Below are 17,949 nucleotides of genomic sequence, written 5' to 3' on the forward strand. Positions count from 1 at the left end.
GCCTTTTCCTTTGTTCAGGATCCACCATGTCATCAACTGCTGTCCGTCCTGCCCCTCGCCCGCTCAATTTCCGGGTGTGCCTGGGGGTTCCCGCCGTTGCGGCGATCGTTCTGGTGTTGCTCGAACTGACCTCACTGGACATGGACCTTGCCAAGCTGTTCTACGACCCGGTCGCGGGTGACTTCATCGGACGGCACAGTTACTTCCTGGAAAACATCCTGCATACCCGCGCCAAGCAGGTAGTCATCGCATTTTCGGTGTTCGCCATCCTCGGCTACATCGCTTCGTTTTTCATGACCGGGCTCAAACCGTTCAAGCGTGAACTGGGTTGCCTGGTGCTGTCCCTGGGCCTGGCGACTTCCTTTGTCACGCCCATGAAAGCGGTGACCGCGGTGCAATGCCCTTGGAGCCTTGAGCAATTCGGCGGTCACGAGACCTACAGCGAACTGTTGAGCCCTCGCCCGCACACCGAAAAACCGGGACGTTGCTGGCCCGGCGGCCATGCGGCCACCGGTTTCACCCTGTTTGCCCTGTTTTTCGTACTGCGTGACCGTCGCCCGCGCATGGCTCGCGCAGCACTTGTCTTCGCCTTCGCCCTCGGCTCGGTGTTCTCCATCGGGCGGATGATGCAGGGCGCGCACTTCTTCTCGCACAACGTGTGGACGGCGGTGTTCTGCTGGCTGATTTGCCTGGGGTCGTATTACTACGTTATGTATCGACCCGCTTTGAAGGCTGAGCGCGAGGCAAAAGCAGTACCTGTCAGCGCCTGAACCACAAGTTCAAATGTGGGAGCGATGTGACCTTCGGATTCCGGGCAATAAAAAACCCCGCCTGCTTTCGCAGACGGGGTTTTTTCGTACAGGGGTAAGGCTGGCTTACATCATGCCGCCCATGCCACCCATACCGCCCATGTCTGGCATACCGCCGCCAGCTGCACCTTCTTTCTTCGGTGCGTCAGCTACCGCTGCTTCGGTGGTCAGGATCAGACCGCCGATCGAGGCTGCAGCCTGCAGAGCCGAACGGGTAACCTTGGTTGGGTCCAGGATGCCCATTTCGATCATGTCGCCGTATTCGCCGGTCGCAGCGTTGAAGCCGAAGCTGCCTTTGCCGTTCTTGACCTTGTCGACCACAACGCTTGGCTCGTCGCCGGAGTTGGCAACGATCTGGCGCAGCGGCGCTTCAACAGCGCGACGCAGAACAGCGATACCCACGTCCTGATCGGCGTTGTCGCCTTTCAGTTCGGTCAGTGCTTCCAGAGCACGGATCAGGGCCACGCCACCGCCAGGCACCACGCCTTCTTCAACGGCTGCACGGGTAGCGTGCAGGGCGTCTTCAACGCGGGCTTTCTTCTCTTTCATTTCAACTTCGGAACCAGCGCCAACCTTGATCACCGCAACGCCGCCGGACAGCTTGGCCAGACGCTCTTGCAGTTTTTCACGGTCGTAGTCCGAGGAAGTTTCGGCAACCTGGGCACGGATCTGAGTGATGCGTGCTTCGATGTCGCCGTGTACGCCAGCACCGTCAACGATGATGGTGTTTTCCTTGGACAGGGTCACGCGCTTGGCGCTGCCCAGGTTTTCCAGGGTTGCGCTTTCCAGGCTCAGGCCGATCTCTTCGGAGATAACGGTACCGCCGGTCAGAACGGCGATGTCCTGCAGCATGGCCTTGCGACGGTCGCCGAAGCCTGGAGCCTTGACGGCTGCGACTTTAACGATGCCACGCATGTTGTTCACAACCAGAGTCGCCAGGGCTTCGCCTTCAACGTCTTCGGCCACGATCAGCAGTGGACGGCCGGCTTTGGCAACGGCTTCCAGCACTGGCAGCATTTCGCGGATGTTCGAGATCTTCTTGTCGACCAGCAGGATCAGCGGGCCGTCCAGCTCAGCGACCATGGTCTCTGGCTTGTTGACGAAGTACGGGGACAGGTAACCACGGTCGAACTGCATGCCTTCAACAACCGACAGTTCGTTTTCCAGGCCCGAGCCTTCTTCAACGGTGATCACGCCTTCTTTACCGACTTTTTCCATGGCTTCGGCAATGATGTCGCCGATGGAGTTGTCGGAGTTGGCCGAGATGGTGCCAACCTGAGCGATAGCCTTGGTGTCAGCGCATGGCTTGGACAGGTTTTTCAGCTCTTTGACGATGGCGATGGTCGCCTTGTCGATGCCGCGCTTGAGGTCCATCGGGTTCATGCCGGCAGCGACGGCTTTCAGGCCTTCGTTGACGATCGACTGAGCCAAAACGGTAGCGGTGGTGGTGCCGTCGCCTGCGTCATCGTTGGCACGGGAGGCAACGTCTTTGACCAGCTGCGCGCCCATGTTTTCGAAACGGTCTTCCAGTTCGATTTCTTTGGCGACGGAAACGCCGTCCTTGGTGATGGTCGGAGCGCCGAAGCTCTTCTCGATGATCACGTTACGGCCTTTCGGGCCCAGGGTCGCTTTTACTGCGTCAGCCAGGACGTTGACACCGGTGAGCATTTTCTTGCGGGCGGAATCGCCGAATTTAACTTCTTTAGCAGCCATGATCGATATTCCTTAAATACTTTGAAGTAGCGGGAAAATGAGCGGGTAATCAGCCTTCGATAACAGCGAGGATTTCGTTCTCGCTCATTACCAGCAGGTCTTCGCCGTCGACTTTCACAGTGTTGCTGCCGGAGTAAGGACCGAACACAACCTTGTCGCCCACTTTCACGGACAGTGCACGCACTTCACCGTTTTCCAGTACGCGGCCGGTGCCTACAGCGAGGATTTCGCCGCTGTTGGCTTTTTCAGCAGCCGAACCTGGCAGGACGATACCGCCAGCGGTTTTCTTTTCTTCTTCGCTGCGACGGATGACGACGCGGTCATGCAGAGGACGAAGCTTCATTGTCGATCTCTCCTAATTGTGGTTTTCATCGGCCGGTGTAGTCCCGGCGGGTTTAACAAAGTCCGGCGGTGCCGGGTGCGGCTCGTCAAGCGAACCGCGGAAGTCTGTCTGGCGTGTTCGCCAGAAACCTTGCGGTGACCGTTACATAAGGGCGCATAAGCTTATTACAAGGGCGGGGATCGAAAATTTTTCAGGTCGATGCCCTGCAAACGAACACGGCACCCGAAGGTGCCGTGTTTGGAGTGCCATTACTTGATATCACGGTGTTCGAACTCGCCTTCGATCACGGTCGGCTCACGCCCCAGCGGCTCGCGGGGGGCTGGACCGCCGCGGGCTTGCAGGTCGTCGGCGAACGCTCGCTGACGCATCGCCTGCTCTTCGGCGCGCTGGCGCATTTTACCGGCCAGCAGGCGGCGACTGAACGGCAGCAGCATGAGCAGGCCGATCACATCACTGATGAAACCCGGAAGAATCAACAGGCCACCGGCCAATGCCAGCATCAGGCCTTCGAGCATGGTCTGGGCCGGCAACTCGCCGCGGCTCAGGCTTTCACGGGCACGCAAGGCCGTCGCCAGGCCGGCGATGCGCAGCACGAACACACCGAACATCGAGCCGAGAATGATCAGCAGCAAGGCCGGGAAAAACCCGATGGACCCTGCCACCTTGACGAATACGAACAGCTCCAACACCGGGAACAGCAGAAAGAGCAACAAAAAAGGGCGCATCAAATGGTTCCTCAACGCAAGAATGCCTTGCCAGTTCACCTTAGATGACGTCGCCGTTTCGTGAATTCAAGCGTCGGCCACTTCATTTTTCGGCCAATGTTCGGCGTGAGCCAGAGAAACCAAGGCCTCCCGGACTTGTTTCGGTGTATTACAAGGCGCTTGAAACGGCAACCAGTACAGACTTTGACCGATGCGCAAGTGCATGCCTTCGGTATCGATACCGGCCATTTGCGCCGGCACGTTTGTCGGCAGCCCGGCCAGCTCGACGTAATGGGCGATGGCCTTGGCGTGATCGGCGTTCATGTGCTCGACCATGCTCAGTTCAGCCTTGCCGGCGAAAGGGTTGGCCAGAGTCAGGTCATTGACCCAATGAATCGCGCCAAAGCCGCCGATGTAACGGTGGCGTACAGGCTTGAGCACCCAGAAGTCGAAATCGTGGGCCTTGTGATAACCCTGCGATTCCGGGAAGTAGCGGTAGTAACGTTCGGAGGCGGCTTCGATGGCGGCTTCGTCTTCGAGCTGCTGCGCTTCGGCCAGATAGGTCAATCGACCAACGGCCTGGACATCCTCAGCGCCACGCTCGCCCACGAACAGCGAGCATTTCGGGTCTTTCTGCAAGTTGTGGGTGTGCTGGGCGATGCGGCTGATCAGGATCAGCGGCCGGCCCAGCTCGTCCAGGCAGTACGGAACCACGGAGCCGAACGGAAAACCGGGCATCGATTTAGAGTGTGTCGAGAGCACTCCACGGTATTCCTTGAGAAGCAATTCTCGTGCATGCTTAGCCGCTTCTACGCTCAATTTATGACTCCTTAAATAGAATCCGTCAGAAAAACGGACGAGCTGCTGGTAAAAGTCCCAGCACGCCATCGGGGCAGTTCTCATGTGCAGCCGGGCCACGTCAGGCGCAGATCGAGAGGCTCTCTACAAGGAAACCACTCAGACCTGCTACCGGGGGCATGCGAATGCAACTCACTGACAAAGTAATCATTATCACTGGCGGTTGCCAGGGTCTAGGTCGTTCCATGGCCGAGTATTTCGCCGCCAAGGGCGCGAAACTTGCGCTGGTGGACCTGAACCAGGAAAAACTCGACGCCGCGGTCGCGGCCTGCAAGGCTCAGGGTGTCGAGGCCCGCGCCTACCTGTGCAACGTGGCCAACGAAGAGCAAGTGACCCACATGGTTGCCCAGGTCGCTGAAGACTTCGGCGCGATCCATGGCTTGATCAACAATGCAGGGATCCTGCGTGACGGCCTGTTGCTCAAGGTCAAGGATGGCGAAATGACCAAAATGAGCCTGGCCCAGTGGCAGGCGGTCATCGACGTCAACCTGACCGGCGTGTTCCTCTGCACCCGTGAAGTCGCGGCGAAGATGGTCGAGCTGAAAAACGTCGGCGCGATCATCAATATCTCGTCGATTTCCCGCGCCGGCAACGTCGGTCAGACCAACTACTCCGCCGCCAAGGCCGGTGTCGCCGCCGCGACAGTGACTTGGGCCAAGGAGCTGGCGCGCTACGGCATTCGTGTGGCCGGCATTGCACCGGGCTTCATCGAAACCGAAATGACCCTGGGCATGAAGCCGGAAGCGCTGGAAAAAATGACCGCCGGAATCCCGCTCAAGCGCATGGGCAAGCCGGAAGAGATCGCCCACTCGGCGGCGTACATCTTCGAGAACGACTACTACACCGGTCGGATTCTGGAGATGGATGGCGGGTTGCGGATCTAAGCCCCCCACAAAACGACTGTTGATAGGAGCGAGCTTGCTCGCGATGGTGGGTCAGTTACACCAATGTGCCTGACACACCATCGCGAGCGAGCTCCTACAGGGGACAGCATTTCAGCTTATTAGTCGTCGCTGATGCTGATGTTAGGCATCGCCGGCGTCAACGCTTCCTGCAACACGATCCGCGCGCCGACATGGCGGGCCAGTTCCTGATAGACCATGGCGATCTGGCTGTCAGGCTCGGCGATCACCGTTGGCTTGCCGCCATCGGCCTGTTCGCGGATGACCATCGACAGCGGCAACGAGGCCAGCAACTCGACGCCATACTGGTTGGCCAGCTTCACGCCACCGCCCTCACCAAACAGATGCTCGGCATGTCCGCAATTGGAGCAGATATGCACAGCCATGTTTTCCACCACGCCCAGCACCGGAATGTTGACCTTGCGGAACATTTCCACGCCCTTGCGTGCGTCCAGCAATGCCAGGTCCTGCGGGGTGGTAACGATGACCGCACCGGCCACTGGCACTTTCTGCGCCAGGGTCAGCTGGATGTCACCGGTGCCTGGCGGCATGTCGATGACCAGGTAGTCCAGATCGCCCCACGCCGTCTGGGTCACCAATTGCAGCAAGGCGCCGGAGACCATCGGGCCACGCCAGACCATCGGCGTGTTGTCATCGGTAAGGAAAGCCATGGACATCACTTCCACGCCATGGGACTTGAGCGGGACGAACCATTTCTGATCCTTGACCTCGGGACGGGTGCGCTCCGGTATGCCGAACATGATGCCCTGGCTCGGGCCGTAGATGTCCGCATCGAGAATCCCGACCTTGGCGCCTTCACGGGCCAGGGCCAAGGCCAGGTTGGCCGCCGTGGTGGATTTGCCCACCCCACCCTTGCCGGACGCCACGGCCACCACGTTCTTGACATTGGCCAGCCCCGGAACCTGTGCCTGGGCCTTGTGTGCGGCAATCACACTGGTGATCTCGACACGGGCACTTGCCACGCCATCCAGCCCCTGGATGGCCATTTCCAGCATCTGCGCCCAGCCACTCTTGAACAGGCCGGCGGCGTAACCCAATTCGAGCTGAACGCTGACGCGGTCGCCCTGGATCTCGATGTTGCGCACGCACCCGGCGCTGACCGGGTCCTGGTTCAGGTAAGGGTCGGTGTATTGGCGAAGGACGGCTTCCACCGCTGCGCGATTGACGGCGCTCATGGGCAACTCCGAAAACAGGACTGGAAAAGATGAAGGCTATCGTACCTGTTCTGAGCGTTCGACGGGATGCTCAAAAGTTTGCATCGACCCGTTACTCATCCAATGAAACAGGCTCACAGGGTGAAAAATATGCGCCGGCGCTTTATAGTGGCCGACCTCCGTTTCATCAAGTAGCCGAGCCCCATGTCCGAGCCACGCAAGATCCTCGTCACCAGCGCCCTGCCCTATGCCAATGGTTCGATTCACCTTGGCCATATGCTGGAATACATCCAGACCGATATGTGGGTGCGCTTCCAGAAGCACCGCGGCAATCAATGCATCTATGTCTGCGCCGACGACGCCCACGGTTCGGCCATCATGCTGCGCGCGGAAAAGGAAGGCATCACCCCGGAACAACTGATCGCCAACGTCCAGGCTGAACACAGCGCCGACTTTGCCGAGTTCCTGGTGGACTTCGACAACTTCCACTCCACTCACGCCGAAGAAAACCGTGAGCTGTCGAGCCAGATCTACCTGAAGCTGCGTGACGCCGGGCACATTGCGCAGCGCTCGATCACCCAGTATTTCGACCCGGAAAAGAAAATGTTCCTGGCCGACCGCTTCATCAAGGGCACCTGCCCGAAATGCGGCACCGAAGACCAGTACGGCGACAACTGCGAAAAATGCGGCGCGACTTATGCGCCAACTGACCTGAAGGATCCGAAGTCGGCGATCTCCGGCGCTACCCCGGTGCTCAAGGATTCCCAGCATTTCTTCTTCAAGCTGCCGGATTTCCAGGCCATGCTGCAGACCTGGACCCGCAGCGGCACCTTGCAGGATGCCGTGGCCAACAAGATCGCCGAATGGCTGGACGCCGGCCTGCAACAGTGGGACATCTCCCGCGATGCGCCGTATTTCGGTTTCGAGATTCCCGATGAGCCGGGCAAGTACTTCTACGTGTGGCTGGATGCGCCGATCGGCTACATGGCGAGCTTCAAGAACCTGTGCAACCGTACGCCGGAGCTGGACTTCGACGCGTTTTGGGGCAAGGACTCCACCGCCGAGCTGTACCACTTCATCGGCAAGGACATCGTCAATTTCCACGCCCTGTTCTGGCCAGCCATGCTCGAAGGCGCCGGCTACCGCAAACCGACCGGGATCAACGTGCACGGCTACCTGACCGTCAATGGCCAGAAGATGTCCAAGTCCCGCGGCACCTTCATCAAGGCCCGCACTTACCTGGATCACCTGTCGCCGGAATACCTGCGCTACTACTACGCCTCCAAGCTGGGCCGTGGCGTCGATGACCTCGACCTGAACCTTGAAGACTTCGTGCAGAAGGTCAACTCCGACCTGGTGGGCAAGGTCGTCAACATTGCCAGCCGTTGCGCCGGGTTCATTCACAAAGGCAATGCCGGCGTGATGGTCGACACCAACGCCGCGCCCGAGTTGACCGAAGCATTCCTGGTCGCCGCGCCGGGCATTGCCGACGCCTATGAGGCCCGCGACTTCGCCCGCGCCATGCGCGAGATCATGGGCCTGGCCGACCGCGCCAACGCCTGGATCGCCGACAAGGCGCCGTGGTCGTTGAACAAACAGGAAGGCAAGCAGGATGAAGTCCAGGCTATCTGCGCCACTGGCGTCAACCTGTTCCGCCAGTTGGTGATCTTCCTCAAGCCTGTCCTGCCGCTGCTGGCTGCCGACGCCGAGGCGTTTCTGAACGTCGCGCCACTGACCTGGAACGACCATGCGACCTTGCTCGGCAACCATCAGTTGAACGAGTTCAAACCACTGATGACCCGTATCGACCCGGTCAAGGTGCAAGCCATGACTGACGCTTCGAAAGAAGACCTGACCGCCAGCCAGACCGATACCGGCGAAGCCGCACCTGCCGGCAATGGCGAACTGGCCAAGGATCCGTTGTCGCCGGAAATCGAGTTCGACACCTTCGCGGCAGTCGATTTGCGCGTCGCGCTGATCGTCAAGGCTGAACACGTGGAAGGCGCCGACAAGCTGCTGCGCCTGACCCTGGACATCGGTGACGAGCAACGCAACGTGTTTTCCGGGATCAAGAGCGCCTACCCGGACCCGTCCAAGCTCAATGGTCGTCTGACCATGATGATCGCCAACCTCAAGCCACGGAAAATGAAGTTCGGTATCTCCGAAGGCATGGTGATGGCGGCCGGTCCTGGCGGTGAAGAAATCTACCTGCTGAGCCCTGACAGCGGCGCCAAGCCAGGTCAGCGCATCAAGTAAGGTCTGCGGCAAATCGATCCCACAGTCGTGCCTGGCGCGCCTGTGGGATTTTCATGTCTGGCCCACCCTCCCGCCTTGCCGGATAATGCCTAAGCTTTTTAGACCATCTCCTGCAAAAACTACCGTTCTTGCCGGCACGAACAATGACCGAGATCCTGCTTACGCTTATCAGCGCCGCCCTGATCAACAACCTCGTGTTGCACTGGCCGCTGGCCGTCGATCCGCTGTTGGCTGGCCAGCGCCGTCAGGTCCATGCCTTGGGTATTGCGACGACATGCCTGATGCTGGTCGCGGGCATGCTCGGATACACGCTCTATCACTGGCTGCTGGTGCCGCTGCAATTGACGACGCTGCGCCTGTTTGTATTTCTGCCTTTGAGCGTACTGCTGATCGGCCCGTTGCTGAAACTGCTGGCACGGGTGTTTTCGACGCTGTCGTTCGAAGGCCTATGGCCATTGCTGCTGGGCAATGCCGGCGTGCTCGGCGTGGCCTTGCTCAATGCTCAGGAGGACAAGGGCTTTTTTCACGCCACAGCCCTGAGCCTCGGTGCAGGGCTGGGCTTCTGGCTGGTGTTGAGCCTGTTCACTGATTTGCGTGAACGCACGGCCGACAACGATGTTCCCCTGCCCTTTCGCGGCTTGCCGATCGACCTGATTGGTGCCGGCCTGATCGCAGTGGCCTTTCTCGGATTCAGCGGACTGATCAAAACATGAGTCTGATTCAACGCATCGACGCACTCTTGCCGCAAACCCAATGCGGCAAGTGCGGCCACCCCGGGTGCAAACCGTACGCCGAAGGCATCGCCAGCGGTGAGGCGATCAACAAGTGTCCGCCCGGCGGCAACGAAACCATCGCGGCCCTGGCCGAATTGCTGAAGGTGCCGGTGCTGGAACTGGACATCACTCGCGGCTCGGCACCTGCGCAGATCGCCTATATCCGCGAAGCCGAGTGTATCGGTTGCACCAAGTGCATTCAGGCCTGCCCGGTCGATGCCATCGTCGGCGCGGCCAAACTGATGCACACGGTGATCATCGATGAGTGCACCGGTTGCGACCTCTGCGTGGCGCCGTGCCCGGTGGACTGCATCGAAATGCGCCCACTGCCACCGAACACGGTACTGCCTGTTGTCGGGGGCCTGGCCCTTACACCGCAGGCAAGGCAGGCCCGCACCCTCAAGCGCGACCACGCACGAAGCCGCTTCGAACAACGCAATGCCCGCCTGCAGCGTGAGGAGCAACAGAAAATCGCCGAGCGGCAGGCCCGACAGCGGGCCGCACAACCTGCCGAAGCGGCAGTCGACCCGGTGCAGGCCGCCCTCGAGCGTGTTCGCGCACAGAAAGCCGCCAATGCCGATGCCGCACTGAAAAAGGCGAAAATCGATGTGGCGATGAGTCGGGCGCAGCTGCACAAATCGCTGAAAGCCTTCGGACATCCACCGACCTTCGAACAGCAAGCGCAGTTGATCGTCTTGCAACAGCAGTTCGAAGCGGCCGAACAAAACCTGGCGCAACTGGAAAGCGCCACCCCACCGCCCCCTGCGCCGACGGTCGCCGCCGTGTCATCAAAAGATGCCGATCTGAAACGGGCCAAGATCCAGTTGGCCATGCGCCGTGCCGAACTCAAGAAGGCTCAGGCCAACGAAGCACCGGCGGAACAAATCGAAGCCCTGGAGCGCGCACTCGGCGAAGCCGAACGCCAGGTGGACGCCCATGCCAGCCCTTGAAGCCGTGGATGATCGCCTGCAACAGGCGATGAAACTGGTGCTGCTGGCCACGCTACCGGGGATGCTGGCGGCGTTCTGGCTATACGGCTGGGGCGTGTTGATCAACCTGGCTCTGGCGGCCACTGCTGCGTTGGCCGTTGAGGCCGCTGTCGTGTTATGGCGCAAGCGACCGCTGAGGCCAACCCTGAGTGACGGTAGCGCATTGGTCAGTGCCGCATTGCTGGCTCTGGCGTTGCCGCCTTACTGCCCATGGTGGCTGACCCTCAGTGCTGCCGCTTTTGCGATGGTGTTTGGCAAGCACTTGTATGGCGGCGTCGGCTCGAATCCCTTCAACCCGGCGATGCTCGGTTTTGCCCTGGTGCTGGTGACCTTTCCCCAACCAATGACCCATTGGCCATCGTCCCACGGGATGGACCTGCTGAGTGGCTTGCAGCAAGTGTTCGGAGTCGGCCATGCGCCGGATGCGTGGGTGCAGGCCACGGCACTGGACAGTCTGCGGATCAACAAAAGCCTGACCATGGATGAACTGTTTGCCGGCAACCCGGCATTCGGCCACTTTGGCGGCCGGGGGGTGGAATGGCTGAACCTGGCTTTTGTGGCAGGTGGCCTGTTTCTTCTGCAACGAAGGGTAATCAGCTGGCACGCCCCCGTCGGCATGCTCGCCAGCCTGTTCATCATCAGCCTGCTGTGCTGGAACGGGTCGGGCTCGGACTCCCATGGCTCACCGCTGTTTCATCTGCTGACCGGCGCGACCATGCTGGGGGCGTTCTTCATCATCACCGAACCGGTGTCCGGCGCCAGAAGCCCTGGCGCACGGCTGCTGTTCGGCGCTGGCGTCGGGCTTCTGACTTATCTGATTCGTACCTGGGGCGGCTATCCGGACGGCATCGCATTCGCCGTGCTGTTGATGAACCTGTGCGTGCCGGCGCTGGAGCGGTTCGTGGCGGCCAGACAGCAGCCGGAGGCGCCATGAGCCGGGCTTCAAGCATTGCGCTTGTGGTGCTTTTGGGCGGGCTGGGCTTTGGCGTGACGTACGTCGTGCAGCTCGGCAGCGCGCCGCGCATTGCAGCCGAACAGCGCCTGATCGACAGCCGTAACCTGCTCGACCTGATCCCGTCAGACAGCTACGACAATCAGCCACTCGAACACCCCATCAAGTTCGAAACAACCATCCTGACCAACAGCACCTTGCTGGGTGGTTATCTGGCGACCCGGGCCGATCAGCCCGTCGCGGTGTTACTGCGCAGTCAAACCCTTGGCTACGCCGGAGCCATCGACCTGCTGATCGCTATCGACGCCAATGGCAGGTTGCTGGGCGTCAAAACCCTCAAGCAGTCGGAAACACCAGGACTGGGAGCACGGATCGCCGACTGGCCCAACACCTGGCTGCAGATTTTTTCCGGCAAATCTCGAACAGAACCCGGTGACAGCGGCTGGGCGCTGAAAAAGGATCAGGGGCAGTTCGATCAGATCGCAGGTGCGACCATCACCTCAAGAGCAGTGATCAATGCTGTCCACGATGCCTTGCGCTACTTCGATGAACATCGACAGCAACTGCTCGGAAAACCTGCCCATGGATAACTCATCGACTCTGCGCAACGCCTTGATGATGACGCCACTGATCGGCGCCACTCACTCGCTGATGGCCGCACTTGGCCTGTGTCTGATGTTCATGGTGGTAACCCGGTTGTTCAGCCTGGCCATGGGTGCCCTGCGATCCCGACTTATCCCGGCGGCCCGCTTGCCGGCCAGTATTCTGTTGGCGGCCACGCTCGCCAGTTGCGCGGACCTCACGGCACAAGCCTGGTCGCTACAATGGCAGCAACATCTGGGGTTTTATGGCGCCTTGATCGCCTTGCAATGCGTCGTACTGGAACACGCCGGGTTCTTTCAGAACGGCTGGCACCAACGCCTGCGACTCGATGGACTGTTTGTCGCGCTAATGATCGGGCTGGCCTTGCTGCGCGAACTCATCGGCAACGGAACACTTGGAAGCCATCTATCGTGGCTGTCCGGCGCAACGCAAAATGACTGGCAAGGCTGGGTGCTGCTGGCCGATGGCGGTCTGCGCCTGGCGACATCGGTCCCTGGCGGATTCATTCTGCTCGGACTGCTGATCGCTGCCTGGCAGGCCTGGCGCCCCACATCCATACATTGATTGCCTTCGAGGAAACGCACCGCCCATGAATGCCGCAAAACGTCTGGAAATATTCCGCAGACTGCACGAGGACAACCCGGAACCAAAGACCGAGCTGGCCTATTCCTCACCGTTCGAACTGCTGATTGCCGTGATTCTCTCGGCACAGTCGACCGATGTCGGCGTCAACAAGGCCACAGCCAGGCTGTTCCCGGTCGCCAATACCCCGGCAGCGATCCATGCCCTGGGTGTCGAGGGACTGTCGGAGTACATCAAGACCATCGGTCTGTACAACAGCAAGGCGAAAAACGTGATCGAAACCTGCCGCTTGCTGGTCGAGCGCCATGCCGGTGAAGTGCCGCAAACCCGCGAAGCGCTGGAAGCGCTGCCCGGCGTCGGCCGTAAAACCGCCAACGTGGTACTCAATACCGCATTCCGTCAGCTGACCATGGCCGTCGACACGCATATTTTCAGGGTCAGCAACCGGACTGGCATTGCTCCCGGCAAAAATGTGGTGGAAGTCGAGAAAAAGCTGATGAAATTCGTGCCCAAAGAGTACCTGCTCGACTCCCATCACTGGCTGATCCTTCACGGCCGCTATGTTTGCCTCGCCCGCAAGCCCCGGTGCGGAAGCTGCCGGATCGAGGACTTGTGCGAATACAAGCACAAAACCTCCGACGATTGAGGCGCTATTGGGATTAGCTAATTACCGATTGAAAAAATCTTTTTTACCCGCCGGGAGATTGTCGATATAAGGAGCCCCAAAGGCCTTCTTAGCCTGGAGTAATTAAATGAGTACTGGCAAAGAGCAATTGGACGTAGAAGATGACTTCACCACCGCCGAAACCGATGACGCCGAGCCGGTGGTTGAAGTAGCGAAAACTAATCTGAGCAAGCGCCGCACCATCGACAATCTGCTGGAGGAGCGCCGACTGCAAAAGCAATTGGCCGATTACGATTTTGACTTATGACACCTGAAAGCCTCCCGAAACGGAGGCTTTTTTCTAAGTGCCCTACTCCGGTAGCCTGCCCCTGAGCGCACAGTTACGTCATTACACCAGACCATTGCGTTGTGCCAGCTCGATCAAATCGACTAGAGACCTCGCATTCAGCTTCAGCAACAGACGGGTCTTGTAAGTACTGACCGTTTTATTACTTAGAAACATTCCATCGGCAATCTCTTTATTGGTCTTTCCTCTGGCCAACTGTTGCAGGACCATCATTTCCCGCCCCGACAATCGATCAACCATATCGGCCTCACTGGCGTTCCCCAAACTGCAACGCACGGTATGCAAGGCTTGATTGGGAAAGTAACTGTAGCCTGACAACACAGCCTTTATTGCACTGAGCAACTCCGTCAGGTCTTGTTGTTTGCAGACATAACCGGCCGCACCGGATTGCATGCAACGCATGGAAAAATGCCCCGGCGCCTGGGAAGTCAAAATCAGAATTTTCATTAGCATGGAGGTCGAAGACAAACGCGCGATGACTTCCAACCCGTCCAGCTTCGGAATCCCGATATCCAGAATCACAATATCCGGCATAAGTTCACGGGCCAGTTGCAGTGCATCTACACCATTATCGGTTTCTGCAATAACTTCGTAGCCATGACGCTCCATTAGCATACGTACCGCAAGACGAATGACGGGGTGATCATCCACGATCAGCACTTTATTCATGGGCAAGTCCAATTTTCGCTGTTCGAATTTTCAGAGCCAGCACAATAGCCTAGTCGTTTCACCCAAGGCATGTCGCTCCTTCAAGCCACCCACACCAAGAGACATCCCCTACAAACAACACGGATTTATCCTACAAAAAACCCTCGAACGGAATGAACTGAAAACTGTATCGACGTCAGTGTGTCGCACTTTCCAGCAGTCGCCTCTATCGATTCACGACCAAGGTTTTCCGAGAACCCACCTGAACGGCCGCGCGTTGATAAACATAATCCGCCCCCCCGTTAAAACGTAACTGATATTTTCGCACTCAGCATTCACACCAGAAATATCACACACCAAGAATGCAATTACTCTTACAGCAAATAAATTTTCTTGAGCATTCACTAATACACTTCCAATATTCAAAAAAACCGAAGAACAACACAACAGAAAGCAAACGCACTTATCAAAGCAAAAAAACAATGAAAAATACTGAAGCAATCACTACATTAAACCAACCTCACAAACCACTCGAGAAAAGACAAAACAGCATGAATACAGAACATGATAAAAAACGAATTACCAATCCAATGACAATTATTGCGATATTCGCAGCACTCTCTGAAACTTCTGCCGCCGTCTCTCTACCCTTTCTTGACCAAGAAGAACGAGAACTCTATGTCTGGTTTCTGATCAGCTTTCCGTTTTATTTACTTCTGCTTTTTTTCGCGACACTCAACTTCAACTACCGATCACTGTATGCGCCATCCGACTTTGAAAAGGGAAAACATTTCATGAAGGCCATGGATGATGCTGGGCGCTCGGAAAAAAAAGCGTCCGGGAAGTCGCTTGAGAATCACGCTCTGGAAACATCAACGAATGAGCAGCAGTCAACCCGGACGCCCTGCGGTGCACAGGACCCGCCAACGGAGATTGCCCTGCAATCCACCGTCTTGATTCAGCATCGGATTCAGTTACCGGAGCCTATAAAGGACCTGTACATCGTTGATGCACGCTGGATGAGCAAGGAGATCGAATTTTCAGCGCTGCTGGAAACCATCCAGAGGCCACGGGAAAAGACGGCTGACGTGATTCTGTTTGTCACTTGTGCCGTTTCGGAGACTTTGCTGAAGGCCAGTGCGCTTAAATATTCAAGGCAGACCAGGAAAGGCTGTGCCGCCTTTTATGTTGCCTACAACCTGGACTCGCAAAGGTTGACGGTCATTGATCAAGCCGGACAACCGGCAAACAACAACGCGTAGAACAAGACAGACCATTGGAAGGAAAAAAACAGGATATCGTCAGCGGCAACAAAAACACCTGACAACGCAGTAACTGGCGTCACCCCCATTTTCAGGTGCCTGACCTCGTCATGGACGAGGTCAGGCTCCCATCACGATGTCAAAGGTCTCAGAACAGCTTCCGGCCTTTGTTCGCCGCAATGCGCATGCGCAGGGCATTGAGCTTGATGAAGCCCGCTGCATCCGCCTGGTTGTACGCGCCGCCATCTTCTTCGAAGGTAGCGATGTTGGCGTCGAACAGCGAGTCGTCGGACTTGCGGCCTGTGACGATCACATTGCCCTTGTACAGCTTCAGGCGCACAACGCCGTTCACGTTGACCTGGGATGCATCGATCATCTGCTGCAGCATCAGACGCTCAGGGCTCCACCAGTAACCGGTGTAGATCAGGCTGGCGTACTTGGGCATCAGCTCGTCCTTGAGGTGAGCCACTTCGCGGTCCAGGGTGATCGATTCGATCGCACGGTGGGCACGCAGCATGATGGTGCCGCCTGGAGTTTCGTAGCAGCCACGGGACTTCATGCCCACGTAGCGGTTCTCGACGATGTCGAGACGGCCGATACCGTGTTCGCCACCGATACGGTTCAGGGTCGCCAGCACGGTGGCCGGAGTCATTTCGACGCCGTCCAGTGCGACGATGTCGCCGTTGCGGTAGGTCAGTTCCAGGTACTGCGGCTTGTCTGGAGCGTTTTCCGGGGAAACGGTCCAGCGCCACATGTCTTCTTCGTGCTCGGTCCAGGTGTCTTCCAGCACGCCGCCTTCATAGGAGATGTGCAGCAGGTTGGCATCCATGGAGTACGGGGATTTCTTCTTGCCGTGGCGCTCGATCGGGATCGCGTGCTTAGCGGCGTAATCCATCAGCTTTTCACGGGACAGCAGGTCCCATTCGCGCCAGGGAGCAATCACTTTCACACCTGGCTTCAAGGCATAGGCACCAAGTTCGAACCGAACCTGGTCGTTGCCTTTGCCGGTGGCACCATGGGAAATGGCGTCAGCGCCGGTTTCGTTGGCGATTTCGATCAGGCGCTTGGCGATCAGCGGACGAGCGATGGAAGTACCCAGCAGGTACTCGCCTTCGTAAACGGTGTTGGCGCGGAACATCGGGAAAACGAAATCGCGCACGAACTCTTCGCGCAAATCGTCGATGTAGATCTCTTTGACGCCCATGGCCTGAGCCTTGGCGCGCGCAGGTTCGACCTCTTCGCCCTGACCCAGGTCAGCGGTGAAGGTCACCACTTCACAGTTATAAGTATCCTGCAGCCACTTGAGGATCACCGAAGTGTCCAGGCCGCCGGAATACGCCAGAACGACCTTGTTTACGTCCGCCATGCCATCACTCCACGGGGTTCTACGGAAAGCCGGGAAGTCTACCGCTCATGCAGAATAATTTACAGTGGCGCGACAGCTTATGACGACGAAGCGACAGATAATGTCGAGAGGGCGACGATAACCGCTGTGTCAGGAAGTTGCCGAAGTGGCCGCTTTCGTCGCTTGCGGGGCGACTTGTTCCGCAGGCGCTCCACGTTCCAGGCGTACCGCTACCCGTCGGTTCTTCGCACGGTTGGCGTTGCTGGTATTGGGCGCCAGTGGATAACGTTCGCCATGGAAACGCAGGGTGATTTGCGACTCCTGGATGCCGTTGGCCTTGAAGAACTCCATCACCGCCAGGGCCCGGCGCCGCGAAAGGTCGCGGTTGGTCAGACGGTTGCCGCTGTTGTCGGAGTGCCCGTCGAGCTCGATATGATTGACCGTCGGATCGGCCTTCATGTACTCCAGCATGACCTGTAGCCTGGCCTTCGCGGCGCTGTCGAGCTCGATTCCGCCGCCGGGGAAGCCGACTTCGGATTGCTTCACCTGCTCGAAGTTCTGCGGCAACAGTTTGGCCACGCAGCTTTGGTAATCGGCAAACGCCTTGGTGAACCTGACCGGCAGCAAGCGCACTTCCGACACCCGGCCATCCCCCGAGGAATGGCGAACCACCGGGCTGCGACCGTCCATCAATCCGCTGATCAGGCGTCCGGCCTGAACCTGTGAACTGTTGAACAACACATTGCCGCTGCCAACTCTCACTGTACCCAGATTGATATCGTCACGCCCCGGTTGCCACGGTGCTGCAGCGGCCAGCAAGGTCGCCGAACCGCCGCCGATCATCGGGTTGTAGGTTTTCAGACGAAAAGTCGCCTGCTCGCCGGCACGACGCACGAACTCGCCCGAACCGAAGTCGGTTATCGGCTGAGCCAGGCGGCATTCGAACTTGTCACCTTCAACCGTCCACTCAATGCTCTCCAGACGGGTCTGGAAAGTGAGCGCCATCGCGGGAAGGCTGGCAAACACACTGAGCAAGGCTAAATAACGCTGGCGCACGGGAGGCT

The 17,949-nt window shown here is 58.4% G+C and carries 19 protein-coding genes; 11 read left to right on the top strand and 8 right to left on the bottom strand.

The genetic code is table 11. The annotated features are described in order from the left end of the window. Nucleotides 1-26 precede the first annotated feature (26 nt). Nucleotides 27-770 (top strand): phosphatase PAP2 family protein, encoded by a 744-nt coding sequence (locus tag PMI31_RS13120; RefSeq protein ID WP_008018523.1) that lies wholly within the window; start codon nucleotides 27-29, stop codon nucleotides 768-770. A gap of 105 nt (nucleotides 771-875) precedes the next feature. On the opposite strand, the gene groL is transcribed toward PMI31_RS13120, so the two are convergent. From groL to PMI31_RS13140, 4 genes are all read right to left on the bottom strand, one after another. Further along, a complete protein-coding gene (groL, locus tag PMI31_RS13125; protein ID WP_008018524.1) occupies nucleotides 876-2,522 on the bottom strand; it encodes a chaperonin GroEL in 1,647 nt (548 codons plus the stop codon). A 49-nt stretch (nucleotides 2,523-2,571) separates the two neighbouring features. Continuing rightward, a complete protein-coding gene (locus tag PMI31_RS13130) occupies nucleotides 2,572-2,865 on the bottom strand; it encodes a co-chaperone GroES (RefSeq protein ID WP_007985847.1) in 294 nt (97 codons plus the stop codon). A 248-nt stretch (nucleotides 2,866-3,113) separates the two neighbouring features. After that, nucleotides 3,114-3,590, bottom strand: a complete 477-nt coding sequence (locus tag PMI31_RS13135) for an FxsA family protein (protein ID WP_008018525.1) — start codon at nucleotides 3,588-3,590, stop codon at nucleotides 3,114-3,116. 66 nt (nucleotides 3,591-3,656) lie between these two features. Beyond that, entirely contained in the window at nucleotides 3,657-4,388 is a 732-nt protein-coding gene (locus PMI31_RS13140) for a HugZ family pyridoxamine 5'-phosphate oxidase (protein WP_043302363.1), read from the bottom strand. A gap of 164 nt (nucleotides 4,389-4,552) precedes the next feature. On the opposite strand from PMI31_RS13140, the gene PMI31_RS13145 reads away from it, so the two are divergent. Next, on the top strand, nucleotides 4,553-5,311 hold the full coding sequence (locus PMI31_RS13145; RefSeq protein WP_043302364.1) for an SDR family oxidoreductase: 759 nt from the start codon (nucleotides 4,553-4,555) through the stop codon (nucleotides 5,309-5,311). Nucleotides 5,312-5,430: 119 nt separating this feature from the next. Here the strand turns inward: PMI31_RS13145 and apbC are convergent, their stop codons facing one another. After that, nucleotides 5,431-6,525 (bottom strand): iron-sulfur cluster carrier protein ApbC, encoded by a 1,095-nt coding sequence (gene apbC / locus PMI31_RS13150; RefSeq protein WP_008018529.1) that lies wholly within the window; start codon nucleotides 6,523-6,525, stop codon nucleotides 5,431-5,433. Nucleotides 6,526-6,708: 183 nt separating this feature from the next. On the opposite strand from apbC, the gene metG reads away from it, so the two are divergent. From metG to PMI31_RS13190, 8 genes are all read left to right on the top strand, one after another. After that, a complete protein-coding gene (gene metG / locus PMI31_RS13155) occupies nucleotides 6,709-8,760 on the top strand; it encodes a methionine--tRNA ligase (RefSeq protein WP_008018530.1) in 2,052 nt (683 codons plus the stop codon). 143 nt (nucleotides 8,761-8,903) lie between these two features. After that, nucleotides 8,904-9,473 carry an electron transport complex protein RnfA gene (locus PMI31_RS13160; RefSeq protein ID WP_008018531.1) on the top strand — a complete coding sequence of 190 codons (570 nt, stop codon included), beginning with the start codon at nucleotides 8,904-8,906 and terminating at the stop codon, nucleotides 9,471-9,473. Then, nucleotides 9,470-10,483, top strand: coding sequence for an electron transport complex subunit RsxB (rsxB, locus tag PMI31_RS13165; RefSeq protein WP_008018532.1), 1,014 nt, complete (start codon nucleotides 9,470-9,472; stop codon nucleotides 10,481-10,483). The genes PMI31_RS13160 and rsxB overlap by 4 nt, the downstream gene beginning before the upstream one ends. Beyond that, nucleotides 10,470-11,456 (top strand): RnfABCDGE type electron transport complex subunit D, encoded by a 987-nt coding sequence (locus PMI31_RS13170; protein ID WP_008018533.1) that lies wholly within the window; start codon nucleotides 10,470-10,472, stop codon nucleotides 11,454-11,456. The genes rsxB and PMI31_RS13170 overlap by 14 nt, the downstream gene beginning before the upstream one ends. Next, entirely contained in the window at nucleotides 11,453-12,064 is a 612-nt protein-coding gene (locus PMI31_RS13175; protein WP_008018535.1) for an RnfABCDGE type electron transport complex subunit G, read from the top strand. The genes PMI31_RS13170 and PMI31_RS13175 overlap by 4 nt, the downstream gene beginning before the upstream one ends. After that, nucleotides 12,057-12,641, top strand: a complete 585-nt coding sequence (locus PMI31_RS13180; RefSeq protein ID WP_008018536.1) for an Rnf-Nqr domain containing protein — start codon at nucleotides 12,057-12,059, stop codon at nucleotides 12,639-12,641. Before PMI31_RS13175 ends, PMI31_RS13180 begins: the two co-directional genes overlap by 8 nt. A 25-nt stretch (nucleotides 12,642-12,666) precedes the next feature. After that, on the top strand, nucleotides 12,667-13,305 hold the full coding sequence (gene nth, locus PMI31_RS13185) for an endonuclease III (protein ID WP_008018537.1): 639 nt from the start codon (nucleotides 12,667-12,669) through the stop codon (nucleotides 13,303-13,305). A gap of 106 nt (nucleotides 13,306-13,411) precedes the next feature. Then, on the top strand, nucleotides 13,412-13,591 hold the full coding sequence (locus PMI31_RS13190; protein ID WP_007972325.1) for a PA3496 family putative envelope integrity protein: 180 nt from the start codon (nucleotides 13,412-13,414) through the stop codon (nucleotides 13,589-13,591). Between the two features lie 81 nt (nucleotides 13,592-13,672). On the opposite strand, the gene PMI31_RS13195 is transcribed toward PMI31_RS13190, so the two are convergent. Beyond that, complete coding sequence (locus tag PMI31_RS13195; protein ID WP_008018538.1) at nucleotides 13,673-14,299, bottom strand: response regulator transcription factor; 627 nt, start codon at nucleotides 14,297-14,299, stop codon at nucleotides 13,673-13,675. A gap of 530 nt (nucleotides 14,300-14,829) precedes the next feature. On the opposite strand from PMI31_RS13195, the gene PMI31_RS13200 reads away from it, so the two are divergent. After that, nucleotides 14,830-15,540 carry a hypothetical protein gene (locus PMI31_RS13200; protein WP_043302365.1) on the top strand — a complete coding sequence of 237 codons (711 nt, stop codon included), beginning with the start codon at nucleotides 14,830-14,832 and terminating at the stop codon, nucleotides 15,538-15,540. A 148-nt stretch (nucleotides 15,541-15,688) separates the two neighbouring features. On the opposite strand, the gene PMI31_RS13205 is transcribed toward PMI31_RS13200, so the two are convergent. Together PMI31_RS13205 and PMI31_RS13210 are read right to left on the bottom strand one after the other, a co-directional pair. After that, nucleotides 15,689-16,906 (bottom strand): argininosuccinate synthase, encoded by a 1,218-nt coding sequence (locus tag PMI31_RS13205; RefSeq protein ID WP_007972320.1) that lies wholly within the window; start codon nucleotides 16,904-16,906, stop codon nucleotides 15,689-15,691. A gap of 129 nt (nucleotides 16,907-17,035) precedes the next feature. Continuing rightward, nucleotides 17,036-17,941, bottom strand: coding sequence for a flagellar protein MotY (locus PMI31_RS13210; protein ID WP_008018540.1), 906 nt, complete (start codon nucleotides 17,939-17,941; stop codon nucleotides 17,036-17,038). Between the last annotated feature and the right edge of the window lie 8 nt (nucleotides 17,942-17,949).

Source organism: Pseudomonas sp. GM55, assembly GCF_000282395.1.
Taxonomy (GTDB): Bacteria; Pseudomonadota; Gammaproteobacteria; order Pseudomonadales; family Pseudomonadaceae; genus Aquipseudomonas; species Aquipseudomonas fluorescens_CC.